This is a genomic window from Sphingobium lactosutens DS20 (assembly GCF_000445105.1).
In the GTDB taxonomy this organism is placed as follows: domain Bacteria; phylum Pseudomonadota; class Alphaproteobacteria; order Sphingomonadales; family Sphingomonadaceae; genus Sphingobium; species Sphingobium lactosutens.
Genome location: NZ_ATDP01000081.1, coordinates 14,770 through 34,176, shown reverse-complemented (window position 1 = coordinate 34,176; position 19,407 = coordinate 14,770). Strand labels below are relative to the sequence as shown.

The 19,407-nt window shown below is 60.0% G+C and carries 17 protein-coding genes; 10 read left to right on the top strand and 7 right to left on the bottom strand.

Features of this window, described 5'->3' with window-relative positions; genetic code table 11:
* Positions 1-8: 8 nt before the first annotated feature.
* Positions 9-3,776: a conjugal transfer protein TraG N-terminal domain-containing protein gene (locus RLDS_RS37975; RefSeq protein ID WP_021225649.1), complete on the top strand. Its 3,768-nt coding sequence runs from the start codon at positions 9-11 to the stop codon at positions 3,774-3,776.
* Here the strand turns inward: RLDS_RS37975 and RLDS_RS37970 are convergent.
* Positions 3,773-4,246, bottom strand: a complete 474-nt coding sequence (locus RLDS_RS37970) for a hypothetical protein (protein ID WP_201767467.1) — start codon at positions 4,244-4,246, stop codon at positions 3,773-3,775. The genes RLDS_RS37975 and RLDS_RS37970 overlap by 4 nt on opposite strands.
* Positions 4,247-4,399: 153 nt before the next feature.
* Here RLDS_RS37970 and RLDS_RS37965 point away from each other — a divergent pair, with 153 nt between their 5' ends.
* From RLDS_RS37965 to RLDS_RS37950, 4 genes are read left to right on the top strand one after another with little or no spacing between them, the layout of a single operon-like run.
* The gene (locus tag RLDS_RS37965; protein WP_021225647.1) at positions 4,400-4,642 is read left to right on the top strand and encodes a type II toxin-antitoxin system Phd/YefM family antitoxin; all 243 of its coding nucleotides are present in this window, start codon (positions 4,400-4,402) and stop codon (positions 4,640-4,642) included.
* On the top strand, positions 4,639-5,100 hold the full coding sequence (locus RLDS_RS37960) for a PIN domain-containing protein (RefSeq protein WP_021225646.1): 462 nt from the start codon (positions 4,639-4,641) through the stop codon (positions 5,098-5,100). Before RLDS_RS37965 ends, RLDS_RS37960 begins: the two co-directional genes overlap by 4 nt.
* Positions 5,097-6,011 carry a HEPN domain-containing protein gene (locus tag RLDS_RS37955; RefSeq protein WP_021225645.1) on the top strand — a complete coding sequence of 305 codons (915 nt, stop codon included), beginning with the start codon at positions 5,097-5,099 and terminating at the stop codon, positions 6,009-6,011. Before RLDS_RS37960 ends, RLDS_RS37955 begins: the two co-directional genes overlap by 4 nt.
* 47 nt (positions 6,012-6,058) lie before the next feature.
* Complete coding sequence (locus RLDS_RS37950; RefSeq protein WP_021225644.1) at positions 6,059-6,334, top strand: HU family DNA-binding protein; 276 nt, start codon at positions 6,059-6,061, stop codon at positions 6,332-6,334.
* A 238-nt stretch (positions 6,335-6,572) separates the two neighbouring features.
* Here the strand turns inward: RLDS_RS37950 and RLDS_RS0128000 are convergent, their stop codons facing one another.
* Entirely contained in the window at positions 6,573-7,034 is a 462-nt protein-coding gene (locus RLDS_RS0128000) for a helix-turn-helix domain-containing protein (RefSeq protein WP_236616837.1), read from the bottom strand.
* Between the two features lie 258 nt (positions 7,035-7,292).
* Entirely contained in the window at positions 7,293-7,871 is a 579-nt protein-coding gene (locus RLDS_RS0127995) for an RNA polymerase sigma factor (RefSeq protein ID WP_031297908.1), read from the bottom strand.
* Between the two features lie 584 nt (positions 7,872-8,455).
* Between RLDS_RS0127995 and RLDS_RS37945 the strand changes: the two genes are divergently transcribed.
* Complete coding sequence (locus tag RLDS_RS37945; protein WP_031297907.1) at positions 8,456-8,863, top strand: acyl-CoA thioesterase; 408 nt, start codon at positions 8,456-8,458, stop codon at positions 8,861-8,863.
* A gap of 432 nt (positions 8,864-9,295) precedes the next feature.
* Here the strand turns inward: RLDS_RS37945 and RLDS_RS54495 are convergent, their stop codons facing one another.
* Entirely contained in the window at positions 9,296-9,883 is a 588-nt protein-coding gene (locus RLDS_RS54495) for a TetR/AcrR family transcriptional regulator (protein ID WP_021225640.1), read from the bottom strand.
* A gap of 231 nt (positions 9,884-10,114) precedes the next feature.
* Here RLDS_RS54495 and RLDS_RS37940 point away from each other — a divergent pair, with 231 nt between their 5' ends.
* From RLDS_RS37940 to RLDS_RS37925, 4 genes are all read left to right on the top strand, one after another.
* Positions 10,115-11,176 carry an AraC family transcriptional regulator gene (locus RLDS_RS37940; RefSeq protein ID WP_021225639.1) on the top strand — a complete coding sequence of 354 codons (1,062 nt, stop codon included), beginning with the start codon at positions 10,115-10,117 and terminating at the stop codon, positions 11,174-11,176.
* Between the two features lie 555 nt (positions 11,177-11,731).
* Positions 11,732-12,805 (top strand): alcohol dehydrogenase, encoded by a 1,074-nt coding sequence (locus tag RLDS_RS37935; RefSeq protein ID WP_021225638.1) that lies wholly within the window; start codon positions 11,732-11,734, stop codon positions 12,803-12,805.
* Positions 12,806-12,842: 37 nt separating this feature from the next.
* Positions 12,843-14,279, top strand: coding sequence for a coniferyl aldehyde dehydrogenase (locus tag RLDS_RS37930; RefSeq protein WP_021225637.1), 1,437 nt, complete (start codon positions 12,843-12,845; stop codon positions 14,277-14,279).
* A gap of 244 nt (positions 14,280-14,523) precedes the next feature.
* Positions 14,524-15,885, top strand: a complete 1,362-nt coding sequence (locus tag RLDS_RS37925) for an NAD(P)/FAD-dependent oxidoreductase (RefSeq protein ID WP_021225636.1) — start codon at positions 14,524-14,526, stop codon at positions 15,883-15,885.
* 388 nt (positions 15,886-16,273) lie between these two features.
* Here the strand turns inward: RLDS_RS37925 and RLDS_RS37920 are convergent, their stop codons facing one another.
* From RLDS_RS37920 to RLDS_RS37910, 3 genes are all read right to left on the bottom strand, one after another.
* A complete protein-coding gene (locus RLDS_RS37920) occupies positions 16,274-16,723 on the bottom strand; it encodes a lipocalin-like domain-containing protein (protein ID WP_021225635.1) in 450 nt (149 codons plus the stop codon).
* Between the two features lie 69 nt (positions 16,724-16,792).
* Positions 16,793-18,289, bottom strand: coding sequence for a CoA transferase (locus tag RLDS_RS37915; RefSeq protein WP_021225634.1), 1,497 nt, complete (start codon positions 18,287-18,289; stop codon positions 16,793-16,795).
* 33 nt (positions 18,290-18,322) lie between these two features.
* Positions 18,323-19,261, bottom strand: coding sequence for a 3-hydroxyacyl-CoA dehydrogenase NAD-binding domain-containing protein (locus RLDS_RS37910; protein WP_021225633.1), 939 nt, complete (start codon positions 19,259-19,261; stop codon positions 18,323-18,325).
* Positions 19,262-19,407 lie beyond the last annotated feature (146 nt).

Here is a 19,407-nt window from a genome sequence, read left to right as displayed (position 1 = left end):
CGAATGTCATGCGCAGGCTTGCGAGGCTGATTGCCGCCCTCCCCGCTTTTTTGCTCGCTTCGCCCGCGCTTGCGGTCGATACGAGCTTCCACACCTATGACGGGTTCGCCGAGACGGTCGACGCCTTCCGCCTCGTTTCGATGATCTTCGGCGATCCGCGCTACGAGACACTCGTGATGATCGTCGCGACTGTCGGCATCGGTCTTGGCGCGATCATCGCCAGCGTTCGCGGGACGGGCATGGGCCTGGTCGCTTTCGGTTTTCAGATCCTGGTCGGCGTGGGGCTCTTCGTCGGGCTTATCGCTACGACCGGCACGGTTCACGTCTATGACCGGGTGCGCAACGCCTACCAGCCGGTGGGCGGCGTTCCCAACCTTCTCGTCCTCGTCGCCGGCGCAACCAACATGATGGAACGGGCGATGGTCGAGACGATCGACGACAACACGCTCGATCCCAATGCCAAGATCGAATTCGGAGCGGGCGGGCACAGTTTCGACCTGTTCCTCAACGCGGTCAGCCCGCGCGGGCCGATGACCGATGTGTTTCTCGATGCCACCATCAAGGACTATGTCCGCCAATGCTATCCGGTCGCGCGCGTGTCGGCTGCCTATGGCGTCGACGACGATCAGCTGTTCCGGACATCGACCGATTTGCCGGCCTCGTTCGCGGCGATGGCGGGACCCGCTACCTTCTCGACGATCTATACCGAGGCCGACAAGGGCGGCACGACCGTGAGTTGCACCGATGCCTGGACGCACATCTCGGATCGCCTGTCCGATCCCGTGCTGTTCGACAATTACACCAGTCAGATTTGCGCACGCACGGGCTATGACACTGGCAATGCCCAGCAGATGGCCCGCTGCCGGGAGCAGCTAGGCGAAATGGGCCAGATGATGCTCGGCCGCCCACTGACCGCGCAGGCCTTCCTGACCCACATTCTGCTCGGCAACACGGTCGGCGACGTGCTGTTCGAGGATTCACCGGCCAGCGCGGCCAGGGTCATGGCCAATCGCGCGGTTATCTCGAACGGCCTCGCCACCATGTCGGTCGCGAACGAGTGGATGCCGACGATCCGTGCCACGGTGTTCGGGATCATGCTCTTCATGATCCCGATCGCGCTGCTGTTCATTCTGACGCCGATCAACCTGCGCGTGGCGAGCTTCGCGCTCGGCATGTTCGTCTTCGTGGCGCTCTGGGGTGTGATCGACGCGGGCATCTATCAGCTCACGCTCGGCCGAGCGACCGCGACGCTTGCCGAATTGCGATCCAATGCTCTCGCGGCGAACGCCTGGCTTCTTGCGCCCTCTGCCGCAATGAAGGCGCTTGCAATCTTCGGCAGTTTCCGCACGGCCGCCGCCGGGCTTGCCGGCGCCTTCGTGTTCACCGTTTTCCGTTTCAGCGGCAATGTGTTCACCTCCTTCACCTCGGGATCGCTTGGGGTCGCGAGCCAAGGGATTGCCGCGGCGGCACCAATGGGCACAGCGGAAGGGCAGGCTTCCGCGCTCGAGGCCCAGGCATCGGCCATCGGAACCCGCTCCCGCGCGGCGGCCGCTTCGAGCTTTGGGGATTTCGGGGAGCGCTCCGCTTTCAGCGCGAACCGAACCTATGGCGAGGCTGGCCACATCCTGGGCGAACGCCCCGGAACACCTGGCGGCACGGCTTTCGCGCTCGGCGGCATCGAGGGCTCGCGCCAGTTGGGGAGCCTCGCGCCCGCGCTGGGTGGCCGCGATCTTGCCGATCCAGCCGTCGCGCGCGCCGTCCAGGCCAATGCCGCGACCACCGCCATCCATCAGTTCGCCGAGAAGGATGCGTTGAGGAGTCTTGGGACCAGCTATTTCGGGCAAGGTGAAGCCGGTGAGAAGGCGTTTGCCGCCTTCAGCCAGAATCTTGTCCAGTGGCGGGCATTCGGCGACCAGCGCGCTTACGGCATGATGATGCAGGGGGCGACGCGCCATTTTGAACGCGCCGGCTATTCTCCCGCGGACGCACAGCTCAAGGCGTCGGGTGTGATCGGCGAGGCTCAGGCCGATCCCACCTTCGCCAAGCTGACTGCCAATGCTTTCGACCAGGAACAGATGTTCAGGAACGACCTCACGTCCGCGCAAGTCCAGGTGGGTGCGATGGAAGGCCGCCGGGATCATGCTGGCGACAATGTCGCGGGCATCGAACGCGCCAATGTCGCAACCGAGCAAGGTTGGCGCACCGGCAGCAATCAGGGCCAGCGCGAAGCCGCGTCGATGCTGGGCCTGTCGGTGGACGAGACATCCCGCCGCATCGGGTTCATCAATGCGCTGTCCGGCGAAGCGCGCAGCACGGCGATCAGTCAACTTTCCCGCGCCACCGGTCGTAACGAGGCACAGGTTGAGGCTGCGTTGGAGCGTTACAGTGCGGCGACGCACCTCGGCACCGCGGATGGCGCGACTGCCGAGGCGAGCCGCGAAGGCACGAGCGTCTACGGCCGGACGCGTGAGGCGGCCGGCTACGATTTCGCCGAGCGCTCGGGCAAGCTCGACGCGCAGCGCGAGGTCGGAACCTCCGGCACGCGCGACGCGGCGCGGATCGGCGAGCAACGCCGGCAGTCGGAGAATTTCGGCTTTGCCGAGGGCGCGGCTGCGGCAGGAGTTTCCACGCGAGAGGCAGCACGGCTCGACAGCTTCATCGAGGCCCTCAGCCGCACGGCTGGCAACCAGGTCGATCTGGCGGAGGGCGGTGCGGCCGGAATCGCCGATCGCGCGCGCAACGAGCGACTTACATCGATTGTCGATCGTGAACGCCTGACTCGCATGCAAGGTTTGCTCGCCGAGCACGGCATCAACCTCGGCAAGCGCCAGATTGCCATGGACCAGAATGGCGATCTCAGCCTGAACCTGACGCCGCAAACCGCCGCCGCCATGTGGAAGGCTGGCCTCATCAACGAAAGCCAGCTCGGCGCGATCGCGAATGGCGGCCACGCACGTTTCAGTTTCTCGCATAATGATCTGCTCGTTTCCAGCGGGACGGATTTCAGCCGCTCGGCTCGCAGCGACACCAGCACGCGATTTGAGGCCGGCAAGCAAGCTGGGCCGGACACGATCGAGCACTTCATGGGCGGCGGCGCCGAAGGTCAGGCCATGCTCTCAAACTGGCTGCGGGGCGGGTTCGAAATGGACCGCAAGGGCGAGTGGCGGCTCAAGCCACAGGTCGCCGACACGCTCCAGCGCGATGTGCAGGCAATAATGGCGCAAACTGGATGGCAGAGAACATTGTCACGATCGGCCCAAGATCAGACGACGATGGGTACAAGCGTAAATCTAGAACTCGGTCGTTCGGTCGGAGTGACCGAAAATGAGGATGTTGGTGGAGGTATCCCTGGGGCAGGCAGAAGAACGCAGGGTCGGCAGGCTCAAGGGCCACAGAAGGTACAATCAACGTCGGGGCGAGTTGGCGCGGGCGTCGGATTTAACAGCAGGGATACTGGATCCACGAGTGAGACTGCCGGATCAACGCTGGATATCGTCAACTATGACGTGCGGGAGTCGATTGCTGCCGCTGAGCGTTCCGCAGCGCGTTCAAGCGATCCCGCGACAACTTTCTCCCGTGAGTTGTCGAACCGCATCCTGGGAAGCGAAGGCGTGCGCAATCGCTACCTTCAGGATGCGGACAATGGGCGCGCCACATTTGATATCACAGGGCCGCTAACCTCCCTTGAGCAAAACTCGGTATTGGCAAAAGGCAGCTTTTCGACGGATATCGCCGGTAGTCCTGGTGACGGGGACAGTAGCTTCAAGAAACGCTAGCGGTGCTTTCCGGTATGGGGATCGATGTAGCCTGGATTGAGCGAGTTTAAAGGGTTGCCGATCCAGAGCGCCCCTGACCGAGGGTCGAACATATCTGTCGTGGCGGCAAGGTCTTCCATCGCCCGATCATGCTCTTCCCAAACACGCTGTCTCTCGGTTTCGGCGCCCGCATCGGACAGCGGCCTTCCCTCACCCTGTCTCACGAAGTTGTCGAGACGCTCCCGGACATAACCCACACCCAGTACCATAAGGGCGGTCGTCGGAAAGAAGAGGATATTCAGGTAGCCCGCGAGCGCTCCGCGATAAAATGTTTCCAGCGCGTCAATACGCGTAGATGCAACCATCCCAAGCCACCAGACGGGAATAACAGTCCACCAGAGCTTGGCATACCAAGGCGCCCATAGCCATCGCCCCCACATCAAGGGGAGCGGGTTGGTCGATCCTGCGCTCTGATTTTGGAAATTCTGCATATCGATATTATCGCAAAACTGGACCGCTTAATAATAGAGTCCAAAGCATGTCACTGCAACCATTGCGGAGGATCAGCAAACGCCTTCGAAAACGCTTGCCAAACGCGCCGCAGGCACTAGAGTAGGCAATATAACTATTTTCTGGATGAGTCAATGGAACAGGCAGTCTCAGCCGCTGACGCCAACCGCAAATTCTCCACGATCCTGCGGGGTGTCCGTGAGGGCAACAGCTATGTTGTAACGAGCCACGGCCGCCCCGTCGCGCGGATAATTCCCGCCTATCGTGAAGATGAAACTGCCTCTGGAGCCCGGGCTGCCTTGCTTGCGCGGCTTGAGCGACAGGATATTGTCCAGGCCGGGCGCTGGACGCGCGACGAGCTTTACGACGGACGATGAAGGTCGCGTTCGACACCAACATTCTCGCCTATGCCGAGGGCGTGAACGACAGCGAAAAGCGTGCAACCGCGCTTGCTCTCGTGCGCCGGATTCCGACCGATGGCGCGGTTATTCCCGTGCAAGTGCTGGGCGAATTGTTCAATGTCCTGGTGCGCAAGGCGGAGCGTCCCCGCGCCCAGGCTCGGGATGCGCTGCTAGCTTGGCGCGACACCTTTCCGACCGTCGACACCTCTGCCGACGTGATGATGACAGCACTCGATCTGGCGACCGATCATCGACTGCCTACCTCGGACGCCGTCATTCTCGCCGCCGCTTCCCATTCTGGCTGTCGCCTGCTGCTATCCGAGGATTTGCAGGATGGATTCACTTGGGGGGGCGTCACCGTGGCCAATCCATTCGCGAAGGAACGCCATCCCCTCCTGGAGGCCCTATTGAGCGGAGCAGCGGAAGAGCCGTGAAGACCGAACTTGACCATCTGCCGGCTAACAAGCGACGCGAACTTGATCGGGTCATCCAGATCCTGTTTGAGGAATTCGAGGACGCGCATGGCCAGCCCACCGGCCCCCGCAAGCTGGGCCGCATCCTGAAGATCATCCTCTACGGTTCATACGCGACCGGGCGTTGGGTCCATGAGCCGCACACCGAGCGCGGCTATCGATCGGATTTCGACCTGCTCATCATCGTCAACCAGAAAGAATTGACCGACCGGCTCGAATATTGGGAAAAGGCGGCTGAACGCCTCGACCGCGAGACCATGATCCTCAACCGCCTGCGGACACCGGTCAATTTCATCGTTCACACCCTGCAGGAGGTGAATGACGGGCTGGCGCATGGCCGTTATTTCTTCATGGATGTCGCCCGCGAGGGCATCGCCCTTTATCAGGCCGACGACAGCGAGCTGCACAAGCCCAGGCCGAAGACGCCGCAGCAGGCGTACGACATGGCCAAAGGCTATTATGACCAGTGGTTTGGGCTGGCCGTATCCTCGCGGATGACATATCAGTTCTGTTACTCGAACAAGCAGTATCCGGACGCTGCCTACAACCTGCAGCAGGCGTGCGAGCGGCTCTATTATTGCATCTTGCTCGTCTTCACTTTCTACACACCATACAGTCACAACATCAAATTTCTGCGGCAGTTGGCAGAGAGGTTGTCGCCCAAGCTCATAGATGTCTGGCCACGCGACAAACGGAAGCTTGAGGCACGTTTCCTGAAGCTCAAGGACGCATATGTGAAGGCGCGCCACTCCGACTGGTTCCAGATGACCGACGAGGAATTTTCGTATCTCTCGGAGCGAATTGAACTGCTGGGCAACGTCGTCAACGAGCTATGCCAAGAGAAGCTGGCTGAGTTGCAGGCAAAGATATAGACGGCCTCGCCCGCATCGAACAATTGCAACACAATGGGAGTTTTTGAATGAATAATAGTGATCTGGCCGACAAGCTGGCCGCCGAATCCGGCCTGAGCAAGGCCGATGCGCGCAAAACGGTCGATGCCGTGTTCGTCGCGATCGCCCAAGCCGCAGCAGGCGGCGAAGAGATTTCCCTCAACGGTTTCGGCAAGTTCAAGGTCAAGGAAACCGCGGCTCGCGAAGGTCGCAATCCGGCGACTGGCGAAACCATTCAGATCGCTGCGTCCAAGAAATTGACCTTCGCACCCGCCAAGGCGGTGAAGGACAAGCTGAACGCGTGAAGACGTGGACCGGCGACGCGCGGACGCCCGCTGCCGGTCTCGTCGCACTCCGGTCGTCAATGCGGTGGAACCGTCCCGCACATGACGACGGCTCGCTGAGGACTGCCCAGCGCCGCGCAGTCGCGCACGGTCACACAGCGCCGGGGAGCGAGTGAACGGGGCATCGCAACTATCGCGGCGGAGCAGGATCAAGGCGCTCCCCTGAGCCCAAGTCGGGATGCGGCTCCCGGTTCTTCTTTCAGGGCGATTGCGTCCAGTCATCCGGCGGCCGAGGCGGGGTTTTTCGCCATCGCGCCGGAGTTGTTCCTGTGGCCTTCCCAAAGGTGTTGGTGAAGTGCGCCTGATCGGAGAAGCCACATTCCAATGCCACTTGGGCAAGTGACATTGCGCTGTTGGTGAGGAGAAACTGCGCTTTCGCGACCCGTCTACCGAGGAACCAGGCATAGGGAGCAATGCCGACAGTATTGGCAAAGGCCCGTACGAAATAGGTTGAAGAAAGCCGACACAGGCGCGCGAGTTCAGCAACATGCAGAGTTTCGGCGAGATGATCGAGCATGAAGCGTTTCGCGATGCTGACCTGCCAAGGTGCAAGCAAGGGCCGGTGGTCGGCGCGGCTTCGGTGGTCTTGCCCTCGATGTCCGTCCGGCGCCTGCAAGTGCGCCGGAGACCGGAGCGCATATGCGCTCGACGTCATACGCATTCTGTCGCCATGGCGACCCCCATGGGTTGCGAGGCAGGCTTGCGCGCCGTGGGATTCAGGCGCTCTACCTCATCGACCACCACCTGCATGACGATGCGCGCACTAGCGCCCACGCCTCGTTTTGGGAGGAGGCCCTGTCATTCCCAAGGCTGTGACACCTGGGAAGGCGCAAAGACGCCCTGCTTCAGAAGAAATTTCTCGATCGCAAAATGGTCTGCCTTCAAACTGCGAGCGCCAGCCAAACCTTGAACTTGAGAATCACTCATGCCTCATGCGGCCGAGCAGCCTGCGCAGGTGCAGTTCCGTGCGCGCGAGATCCTTCTGGACAGATCGCTTGTGCATTCCGAACGCGACGGCGATCTCCTCGTTGGCCTTCTCGTCGCGCCATCGCGCCAGGAATATCGCACGGCTCTTCGGCGGCAATTGGTGAAGCGCGGCAATCGCATGTTCCATTTCACGGGAAGCCAGTGCTGCCCTTTCCGGATCCGGCGCGGCGTCCGGCACGGCTTCGAGTTCGGCCTTGTCGACGGAGGCTGTGCGAGCAGCCCGTCGCATGCTGTTAAGGGCCAGGTTTATAGCCATGCGATAGAGATAGGCCCTCGGTTGTCGAACGTCAGACACGGCAGGTCCAGATCGCAGTTTGAGGTAGGTGTCATGCAGCGCGTCCGCAGCCGCCTCTTGAGATCGCAAGTGGGCCGACAGTCTGGGAAGCAGTGTGGGATATTCCTGTTCCAGGACAGCGAGCAACCTGACAGCTGGGTCAGACGAGTTGCCAGTTCCTAGGCGCTCATCATTTTTCGCGATCGTGGTCTGGCTGTTCTCTGATCCGTCTGTCATTCGCTCTTTGGGTCCTGAGCGCTCAAGGCGTTTCCCACGCACTGCACCGCCACAGTTGCAATATTCTTAGCCTGACGGAACGTCGCAAGAGGTAAATGCTCGCCGGTATTTTTAGAGTTCGGTCGACACGGTCGGGGGCTTCATCTCTGCGAATGCAGCCGGAGCAAACCCCTCCTCGGCAAGGCTCCCAAAGCCGCCAGCCCCGCGAGAGCTTCCAACAAACTAGCTTTTTCCAGCATTGCTCGTCTGCCGGGATCTCATCCTCGTGGTTTGTGGCATCTACTCATTCCGAATAACATAACAGACATTCGAATCTGAGGGGTTGCGCAGTGCAGCAATTCGTAGAAGGTGGGGGTGCCTTTCAGGCATCCTCTCCCAATTGAGGTCGGCACCGCGCCGACCTCCCTTTTCTCTCCGAATTGGTCGAGAAAAGCGCTGCGGTTGGGTAGCGTGTATATTGCCGCCCTCCTACAGATCCATCGAAACGACTCATAGAGCGGCTGCACGGAAAACAGTTCGGGTCCGACGACGCAATTGGCGAGTTGCAGCTCGCTGCGCTGCAGCATTCATGCTATGATCGAGCCATGTCCTATGCCAATCTCTATTGCTACGCTATCGTTATCGACGAGGATGACATCGACTTCATGGGGCATGTAAATAATGCCAGCTATCTCAAATGGGTTCAGGCCGCCGTGTTGAACCACTGGCAGCGGCTGGCTCCAGCAGATGCCGTGAGGAGCCGTCTTTGGGTCGCCTTGAAGCATGAGATCACATATCGCAGGCCCGCTTTTCTGGACGACGAAGTGGTTGCCACCGTGTTGCTTGAAAAGGTTCAGGGGGCCAGGGCGTTCTACGAAACAATCATCAGACGAGGCGAGGAAGTGCTTGCCGAGGTCCGATCGAGTTGGTGCTGCATCGATGCGAGAACGCATCGCCCTGCCCGCCTTGCGCGCGATATTGTCGAACGTTTTCTGCCAAGGTCAGCGCCCTGATCATGAGAATTCGAATGAGCAGGTCGCTTGTCAGGCAATAGTTCCTGCAGGCGCATTCGCTTAATTGCGGATCGATCAGAATTCCGCAACTCGTCGGTGCGGTTGCCGCACCGCCGCGATCAATCGCGATCCTTGGATGATCCGGCCGCGCCCTCAAACCCAGGTCAACGAGCTTTCCATAGCCTGTTGAGTCGTCCCCACCTCCCGGTCTGCTGTTCGCACGATCGAACGGGGTCGATCGTTCCCAGCCAAAGAGCGCGCCGCTCTTCTAGGGAAAAACAAGCCTGAGGCGGGACACGCCGTTCTTTGTGCCGAGTTTCGAAAGAAATGGCGTCTTCGGGTAATAGCATGCTCCCATCGCGTGGCCGACGTAGCGCCCCTGATGATGCGCCGGATTAAGGCGCATCGCTCAGCCGTTCTGACCAAGCCCCTTCATCCGCCAAGAAACAGCCGCTCGACGGAGCGACTGAGCCGTTCTGCAAGCTGGGTGTCGTCGATACCCAGCTCATCCTTGATGACGGAGTTCATCATCAAGGGCATGGCAACCATGCCAATGAGGAGAAAAACGAGAAAATCCGGATCGTCTACTTCTACAAGACCGGTATCGCAGGCCTCGCGCATCAGCGGCTGGACCGTATCAAAATGCGGACGCCAAATATGTTCGAGTATATAGTCCCGCCTCTCGCCCGGCTTTGCCACTTCATCGGCAAAGAAACGCCCGAGTTCTGGGACCTCGGTGCTGAAAGCGACGAATTTTCGCAGCGCGATGCTCAGTCGAGCGGGATAGGACGAACCGTCTTCGCACAGTTCCGCGATCGGCGTGTGGACAGCAGCCATGCGTCGGGCAAGCTCATCTACAGTGGATTTCCACAGCCCCAGCTTTGATCCATATCTGCGAGAAACCAGGGCAGGATCGACATTGGCCGCAGATGCGATCTCACGCAGGCTCGCGCCTTCATAGCCCGAAGCCGCAAACGCGGCGAAGGCGATCCGCGCGACCTCCTTGGAGTCTGCCTCCAACCCTTGCCGCGGCCTCCCGCGACCACGCCTGTCATTTTCAACCCTGGTGCGACCCAATGGCATTGACGCCAGCCATCCTCTGATTTAATCAACATATGATGATTTATGGCATTCGCCCGGAGTTTGCAAGCATGCCGCGATACAGTCTGGTTCTTCATACGGACAGAGGCAGGACGGCCGCAAGTGATCTGATCGCAGCAACAGACGAGAAAAGCGCAGGCTGGAGCCGACATGTTCATACGCACCGCACCAACACGTCCCGAGATGGCACCACCGGGCTTTGCCGACGAGGCGACAAGCCCCTATAGGACCAGGCTTGCGGATCTCGAACTCGCGGTCACGAGCGCATTGCTTCCGCTCTCTCTGGTCAGCGACGACGCTATGCCAAATGGCGAGCCCGAGCTTCTGGGACAGTTTGCGAGCCTTTCGGCGCTTCGATTTGCCCGACTGTCGATCAGTGGTGTCGGCGCGCACTGGAACAGGAAAGCCGCCGACATTGGCAATTATGTGAAGCTGATTTTTATCACCAGGGGTCAGACCAGACTATGGCGCAACGGAAGCGCCCATATTCTGAAGGAAGGCATGTGGACCATCTATGATCCAGCCTGCCCCTACCGGCTCGATTCTGACGAACCTTATGATTGCGTAGCGGTAGCGATGCCGGTTGGAGCGATATCGATTCAAAGATTTCTTGCTGATGCAAACCGGGCCGAGCAAACCTATTCAATCGCCGGTAACATGGCGATTGCGTTCGAAACCATCAGCGCGTGCCTGGACGGTAAGGTCGAGGCAGGGCGCGACGACGTTGCGGCAACGGCTCATGCGATCGCGACGCTTATCGAGGCGGGCATACGTCGATCGATGGACAATGACGGTGCTTTCCTCGATATGTCACGCGAAACCCTTCTTCTCGCCCAGGCGCACCAGGCGATCCGCGCATACGGCGCCGATCCCGAATTCTCGGTGGAGGGTCTGGCGGACGTCCTGCATGTTTCCAGGCGTACCCTGTACAACGTATTGAAGCGGAACGGGCAGACGCCGTACAAGGCCATCCAGCAGTATCGGATCGATTTGAGCTGCGCCATCCTCTCTGATCCCGGCCAGTCCCACAGAAACGTCACTGATATTGCTCTGGACGCAGGGTTTCCCGATGCGACCCACTTCGCGAGGCTTTTCAAACAACAACTGGGTATGACGCCGACGGAATATCGGCACGCGAGATCGACGACAAAGGTGCCAAGAGAGCCTGGCTTGAGTTCACTCGCCGGGGAATTCGCTCGCCGATCCGCCTAATACCCTTCGTTGACCAGTATCAGCCTGTGGTCTGACACGATCGGTGTCATCGGGGCCGCACTCTAGCGGCCAATATGCGCGCCAGCCCGTCTCCCAATCGGCGGAAAAGTAGCAAGGTCTTGCCAGCGTACCCCCAAGGCACAGAGGCGACACATAGCCGCGGAATGTGCGGCAAATTGCTGGTCTGCCGAGACAGGCACGGGGCGGCGGACCGCCGAACAAAAGTTTCCGGACTCGATGCGTCTCGGGCCGCAACCAGGTGCGGGTTAGAGCCTGACCTCCAATTTCAACGCGACTGGCAGATACCATATCGACGATGGAGATTGGCTTCTGACCATTGAAGACCGGCTAGCGCGTCGGAGCCTCAATTTGAAGCCAACTTTGCACAAAATGGCATGAACACTGCACGCAACGGCGCGCAGACAAGTCGGTGTACGCTTATTAACGCTCAAAATCCTTTCGCCCGATTTGACGATGACGGGAATATTCAAGAACCCAGGCTGAAATGATTCCATCGATTACAATTTGTATGTCAAATAAGAGAGGCACTCACCCTTGGAAAATCAAACCGTAAAAGCGCAGACGGTGGTCGCATTTGGCGAACCGCTGGAGGAACGTATTTCCGAACTGCACAGGCCGACCGGAAAGCAAGTGCTGGTTCGAGTGCATTCCTGTGGTCTTTGTCATTCCGATCTGCATTTTCACGAGGGCCATCTCAATCTAGGTGGCGGCAATAGCTTGCCATTGGCGGCACTCGGCGTGAACCTGCCTTTCGTTCTCGGGCACGAGCCCTTCGGGGTCATTGTCGATTTCGGCCCCGAAGCGGGATTGGTCGAAGCTGACCGAGGCCGTCCGGTCATCGTCTATCCGTGGATCGGCTGCGGTGACTGCGAATATTGCAACCGAGGACTGGATCACCAGTGCGGCAGTCCGCAGGTTATCGGAATGCAGCAGCCGGGCGGACAGGCAGACCATCTCCTGGTACGCGAGCCCAAATTCCTGATCGAAGCGAGGGGCGTCGATCCTCTACTGGCAGGTCCCTATGCATGCTCCGGGCTCACCTCCTTTTCGGCCCTGAAAAAACTCGACGGACGACAGGATCAGTGGATCGCGATCATTGGTGCCGGCGGGGTCGGCATGATGGCGCTCGCCATCGCCAAGGGCTCGGGATTTCAGAAGGTCGCCGTGGTCGATGTCAATGACGAGAGATTGAAGGTGGCCGCCGACCAGTATGGCGCCGACCTCACGATCAACAGTTCAACGCCTGATGCCGCAAACCGACTGCGTGAAGCCACCGGCGGGCTGGCTGGTGTCGTGGATTTTGTAGGGGCGCCCGCCACCGCGGAATTCGCACTGGATCAACTCAAGACAAGCGGCAAACTCGTGATTGTCGGATTGTTCGGCGGCGAGGCCCATGTGTCACTTCCGCTGCTTGCAATTCGTCAGGTCAGCATTGCCGGTTCGTTCGTCGGCAGCCTCGATGAGATGGTCGAATTGATGACCTATGTCCGCGCCGGCGCCATCAAGCCTATTCCCGTGCAGGAAGTTCCAATCGGTGAGGTCAACGAAGCGATCCAGCTGCTTCGCGCCGGAAAGGTCAATGGTCGTCTCGTTCTCACGCACGATTGACACGCGCCCCCCCCCTTCTTAACAACGGACACACAACATGCCCAATTTGCGACTTCCCGACGATCCCTCGGCAGACCAAATCCGTGAGCAGCTCGATCGAATGAAACAGGCTCAGTTCGAAGCAGGGCCGCCCTCATCTGCCTTGCGCAAGGACCGCATCAGCAGGGCAATCGATCTGTTGCGGACGCATCAGGAGGCGATTATCGATGTCGTCTCGTCCGACTTCGGAACGCGAAGCCGACAGGAAACCTTGCTCGCCGACATCCTCGCATCCGTGGAAGGGCTGCGTTACAATCTCAACCATATCGACGAATGGATGCGACCCCAGCCGCAACTGGAACCATTCCCAGGCACCCGAGCCTGGGTCGAGTATCAGCCGCTGGGCGTGACCGGTATTATCAGCCCCTGGAATTTTCCTGTTGTGCTGGCCTTTGGCCCGCTGGCAAACTGCTTCGCGGCAGGCAATCGTGCTATGCTGAAGCCATCGGAACTGACGCCGGCGACGTCCCAGCTGCTGGCGGACCTGATCGACGAATATTTCGAGCAGGATGAACTGACCACGGTGCTCGGAGGCCCCGCCACGGGATCGGCTTTCTCTGCGCAGCCGTTCGACCATCTGATCTTCACCGGCAGTACACAGGTTGCGCATCATGTAATGCGATCCGCGTCCGAAAATCTGGTTCCCGTAACCCTTGAACTGGGCGGCAAATCGCCCGTACTCGTCTGTGCCGACGCCGACTTGCGGCAAATGGCCGAGCGGATTCTTACGGTAAAGACCTTCAATGCCGGGCAGATTTGCCTGTCTCCCGACTATATCCTGATCCAGGCCGATCGCGTGGAGGCTTTTGTCGAGGAGGCCAAAGCGGCGGTGGCCGCAATGTACCCCAGCCTGCGCGATAATGATGACTATACCTCCATGCTCAATGCGGGTGGATTCGCGCGGCAGCAGGCCCTTATCGAAGATGCCAGGATCAAGGGTGCGACCCTGGTCTCTCTCAACCCGGCAAACGAAGATTTGTCCGACCTTGGCAATCGCAAGGTTGCGCCGACATTAGTGTTGGGTGCGACCGACGAGATGCGCGTTGCGCAGGAGGAGATTTTTGGGCCGCTGCTGCCCGTCGTCACCTACGAGACGTTTGATGATGCGATCACTTACATCAATGCCCGTCCTCGTCCATTGGCGCTCTATTTGTTCAGCAGCAATGCGGACGACCAATCTCAGGTTGCTGCGCGGACCACATCGGGCGCGTTGATCGTGAACGATGCAATGACCCATGTATTTCTCGATACGCTCCCATTTGGCGGCGTCGGGGCATCGGGCATGGGCCACTATCATGGCGAATATGGCTTCCGCGCGCTGAGCCATACGAAGCCTGTATTCGTGCAGAGCGAAGGCGGCGAGTCGAACCTCCTGATGCGCGCGCCCTATAGCGAAGGCGCCGAACAGGTAATTGCCGGCTTGATCACGGCGTGACAGGGCGCGCTGCACGGCGAGGTCCAGGCGGATTTCGCCGTGCGGTGGCAGCCCATGCCGTCATGGAAGGCGCCTGGATCACGGGCCATACGCCCAACTTGGCTCAGAACCGTGTGCCTGGACAGCGATGCTGGCCCCTACTTGACAAACGCAGGCGCGGCCGCCGGTCCTGGGATGTCCCGGCAGGCAGTTTTCATCTGGCAGCCTGACGACTCACAATGAACCTAGTATAGAGGCGTACGCGATGACGATCGATACCAGCTCACGTCCTGGATCTAATCAACAGGTGGCCAAAACGAAGAAAACCCAGATCGTCGTGGTGGGCGGCGGTGCAGGCGGGCTCGAGTTGGTAAGAAAACTTGGTGCGCACTTTGGGCGAAAGAATCACGACATAATCCTCATCGATCGGAACCACACTCATGTCTGGAAACCGCTACTGCATGAGGTCGCGGCTGGCTCGCTCGATGCCAATCTTGATGAGGTGGGATATCGCGGTCATTGCCATCGTTGGGGCTACCGCTTCTATTACGGTACGCTCGAGACGATCGATCGGACAAAGCGCCAGGTCATCATTGCTCCGGTCCGTGACGAGGATGGCAGCGAGATCGTTGGCCGCCATGCGATACGATATGATTATCTCGTGCTTGCCATCGGCTCGGTCAGCAACGACTTCGGTACGCCAGGCGTTCGCGAAAATTGTATCTTTCTTGATGAACGCGCCCAGGCAGACCGCTTCCGATCGAAGCTGCTCGATCATTGCCTCAGAGTATCCCGACGGATGAGTGCTGACGGCACAGTCGATGAATATGTGCGGGTAGTGATCATTGGCGGAGGCGCTACCGGCGTCGAACTGAGTGCCGAGTTGTACAATGCCGCATCGGCGCTTCGTCTTTACGGCCTTGAGGTCTTCGACGAGAGCAGGCTCAAGGTCACATTGGTCGAAGCAGGGCCGCGCATACTGCCAGCCCTGCCAGAGCGTCTCGCCAAGGCCGCGCAGGCGGAACTCGAAGCTTTAGGTGTCCGGGTTCTCGCGGGCGTGCCCGTCACGAGTGCCGAAAAGCACGCCATCATTACCAAAGAGGGCGAACGGATCGACGCGGATCTCATGGTATGGGCGGCTGGCGTAAAGGGCCATGCCCTGTTGAGCCATCTTGATGGTCTCGAGGTCAATCGCGCGTCCCAACTTCTTGTGCGTCCCACCCTCCAGACGACAGAGGACGAGCGGATTTTTGCGTTGGGGGATTGTTGTTCCTGCCTCCTTCCAGGTACCGAGCGGCCGATACCGCCGCGCGCTCAGGCCGCACATCAAATGGCGTCGACGGTCTACCGAAATCTTTTGCGGCTCACCGCCAATAAGCCCCTCCTCGATTTTGTCTATCGCGACCATGGATCGCTTGTATCGCTCAGCCGCTTTTCGACCGTCGGTAGCTTGATGGGCAATCTGATAGGCGGACGCCTCGCGGTCGAGGGTCGATTGGCGAGATTCGTCTACACATCACTTTATCGGATGCATGTTCTGGCAGTCCATGGCTGGCTGCGGGGTCTCGCGTTGATGGCCGTCGGCAAGGTCAATCAGGTCATACGGCCGCGCCTCAAGCTGCATTGACGCATTGATGCGCCTCTCTTGATGTGGCGCCGGCGCACCTCACCCGCCCTCGGCATGGCGATGCGCGAACGATCGCATTGATCGGCCACTCACCAAGGGCACCAAGGAGCCGAAGTGGCGCTGCGGGAGTCTCGAGTTGATCATTGCCGCACCCGCAGCCATGTCCCGTAGTCCGGCGCCAAACCGATCGACCGTTGGTTGGCGTGATTTGATGCGCCTCGTTGAGTTGTGAGGCTTTTGTGCCCAGGTAGTGAGGGCATGGGCACGGCGGAGCGGTCGCCAGAACCTTTCTGCAAAAATATACCGGCCCGCAGTCCTTCGATCCACGGGCCGGTCGATCATAAACAGATCGCGCAAAACCAGGTCACGCGCTTGGCGCTGCTCTTGGTCAGTTACCGGCGCGCGTCCATGTCAGATACGACATGACGGTCTTCCCTCCAGACTGGATTGGCGACGCTGTGCTGAGGTGGAGCAGGTCGCCTTCCTGCCTGACGACGCGAGGCTGGGTCTGGCCGAGCCAGTTGGGAAAGTACGAAACGAACATGCTGTGCGTCAGCGTCTGATCCTCTTCATTCACATGGAAGGGACCGGAATAGGCTATGTAGTTCCCCGCCTGGCGATACTCGTCATCCGAACCGCCGAACCAGTCTCCTGACGCGAATTGCGGACGGCCCGATCGCATCAACTGGGCGGACATGAAACCGTCCGGCGTGTACATGATGATACCCGTTGCATCTTCGCCCAAAGGATGAACGGTTGGCGATCCATCGACCGGTTTTTCGACATAGGAGACCAGTTTCCAGGCGCCGATAAGGCTTTCGCGCAAGCTCTTGTTCATGTCACTTTTCCTTGTTCTGTTGGTTACCTGGGCCTGACGAGGGAAGATCAGGCCCGGGGCGTCGCCCCGTCAGCAGCGGGGAAGCCATTCCGGCTTGCTCGACCCGCGGGGCACGAGCGGCGTGGCGTAGAAGCCCGGCGTACGGGACATCTGCACCTGATCGGTAACGCCCTGGTAGTGCCCACAAGGTGTATCGGCTTCGAACATTTCAGGCGCCAGATACTCGTGGTCGCCGGGCGTGCCCGCGATCGAGGCCGCATAGGACTTGTCGAATATGCCCATCTTCAGCAGCCAGATCGACAGGCGCGCCAGCGAAATGCGGATGCGATAGCTGCCGCCTTCGACCGCGCGCCGTTGAAGCGCAGCCGCCACGGCGACACTCGAAATCCAGGACATGGCATAGTCGTTGACGACGAAGATCTCGGTCAGTTGCGGCCGCTCGGGCGTCCCCTCGCGGGCGAAGACGCCGCTGACGCCGCCGGCATTCTGGTCGAAGCCGATGCGGTCCGCCCAAGGCCCATGCCAGCCGTAGAGCGACATGTCGACGTGGATCAGCCCTGGCTTGAGTTCCGCCATCTGCTCTGCGGCCAGGTTGTAGCGACCAAGGAAGCCGGGACGGCGGTTGGAGAACATGATGTCGGCGTCCTGCGCCAGCACCTTGAAACGCGCCAGTTCGTCGGCGCGCTTCAGGTCCATGGTGGCCGACCGCATGCCGACATTGGCCGTGTAATAGGTCAGATCCATCTCGAAGTCGTTCGGTCCCCAGATATTGAGAACATCCGCCCCATGATAGGCAAGCGCGCGCCCGAGCCCGGCGCCCGCGATCACCCGGCCGAGGCCGAGCGCGCGAATGCCGTCGAGCGGTGTCTTAGGATCGGCGGTAAACGGAACGGGATCGCTGTCACCGATCTTCGTGATTTCGACGAGCGGCATGTCCTTGAGATAGCCGAACTGCTCGGTCGCCACGAATTCCTCCGCGGTTCGCACAAGTGTCGCCTGCAAGCCCGCCTCGTTAAAGCGCCGTTCGAGATCGAGCCCATCATATCCGCGCACGGCAGCGGAGATGGCGCTGACGCTGTCATTGCAACCCAGCAGGGCCAGCGCCGCCGATTTGGTCCGGGGGTAGATATTGAGCAACTGGATCCAGCGCCCGTCACGCGTCTGATACATGTGGCTGGGCATGAATGGATTGGTGGGATCGGACGGTGTGCCCGGGGCATATCCGTTCAGCATCTCCCATTTCTTATCGTAGAAGGGGCAGAGGCGGTGCAGGACTTGCCGCAGGTCTACGGACAGATCCTGCCCCTCCCCGGTCCGCGTCTTCCATATGCCGGCAAAGGCCACCGCCTTGGCCATCAGCGATACACCGGCCATGGTAGCGAGCGGCCAGGGGCTGGAAATCACCGGGTCCTTGCCAATGAAACTGATAGTACCGCCGGCATCGTGCGAATTCAGGCCGACCGAGGAAAGGACTTCCTGTAGTTCCTTTGCCGGATCGATCCTGTCGTCGGACGTCAGCGGCTCCGCCAGCGCCGTCTTGATGCGACCTTCGATGATATTGCTCATCACATCATTCCTATTCAAAAATTGATTGCTGGTTCAGGGCAGTTCGGGGGCTTGAGCCTTGAGCGAGAGCAACCGGATAAGTACCTCGTCGCGCTCATCCTGAAGGGCGGCCAGCGCGCGGCCGCTCAATTCCTCTTCCACGCCTGCAACGGCCTGCGCCCTTACTTGCGGGGTGAAGGAAAGATCGCCCAGATCGCGCCACCAGGATTCGATCGGGGGGCCGAGATGGTCGATGACATGTCCGATGCCGCCGCTGCCGCCAGAGAGGTGGAGATTGAGGAACGGCCCCAGCAGTGCCCAGCGCAGGCCCGGTCCATGGGCGATCGCCGTATCGACGTCGGAAACCGAAGCAATTCCCTGATCCACAAGATAGAAGGCTTCGCGCCAGAGAGCCGCCTGAAGCCGATTGGCCACATGCCCCTTCACTTCGCGGCGAATGTGGATGGGCTTCTTGCCGATGTCCCTGTAAAAGGCGAGCGTGCGCTCGATAACTTCGGGCGTGGTGTCTTTGCCGCCGACAACTTCGACCAGCGGGATGAGATGCGGCGGATTGAACGGGTGCCCAAGCACCACGCGTTCGGGATGGCTTGCGCCGCCCTGGATTTCCGAGATCAGGATGCCTGATGATGAGGTGGCGATGATCACATCATCCGCCACCGCGGCCGAAATCTCGGCAAGGAGGGTCCTTTTGATGTCGACCCGCTCAGGGCCATTTTCCTGTACGAAACCGGCGCCCGAAAGCGCTTTGGAAGGATCGGGATCAAACGTCAGACGATCCATGGAGGCGCCTGGCGCCAAACCGATTTTGACCAGGGCGGGCCAGTACTGGGCGACAAGTTCGTGCAACCTTTGTTCGGCGCCGGGAGCAGGATCGGTAGCGCCCACATCGAAGCCGCGTGCAAGATAATAGGCTGCCCAGCTGGCGCCTATGACGCCGCATCCAACAATGCCGATTTTCTGAGGTATATTCACCTGTCTGCTCCATGAAATTGCACCCGCTCCATCGGGACTAGGCGATAAGCGGTGCGTTGTTTCTCGATGAGCCCGGCTGCTTGCCATCGAGCTCAGGCCTTGATTGCAAGGAGGAGATAGGTCGCGGTTGCCAGACTTACCAAGAC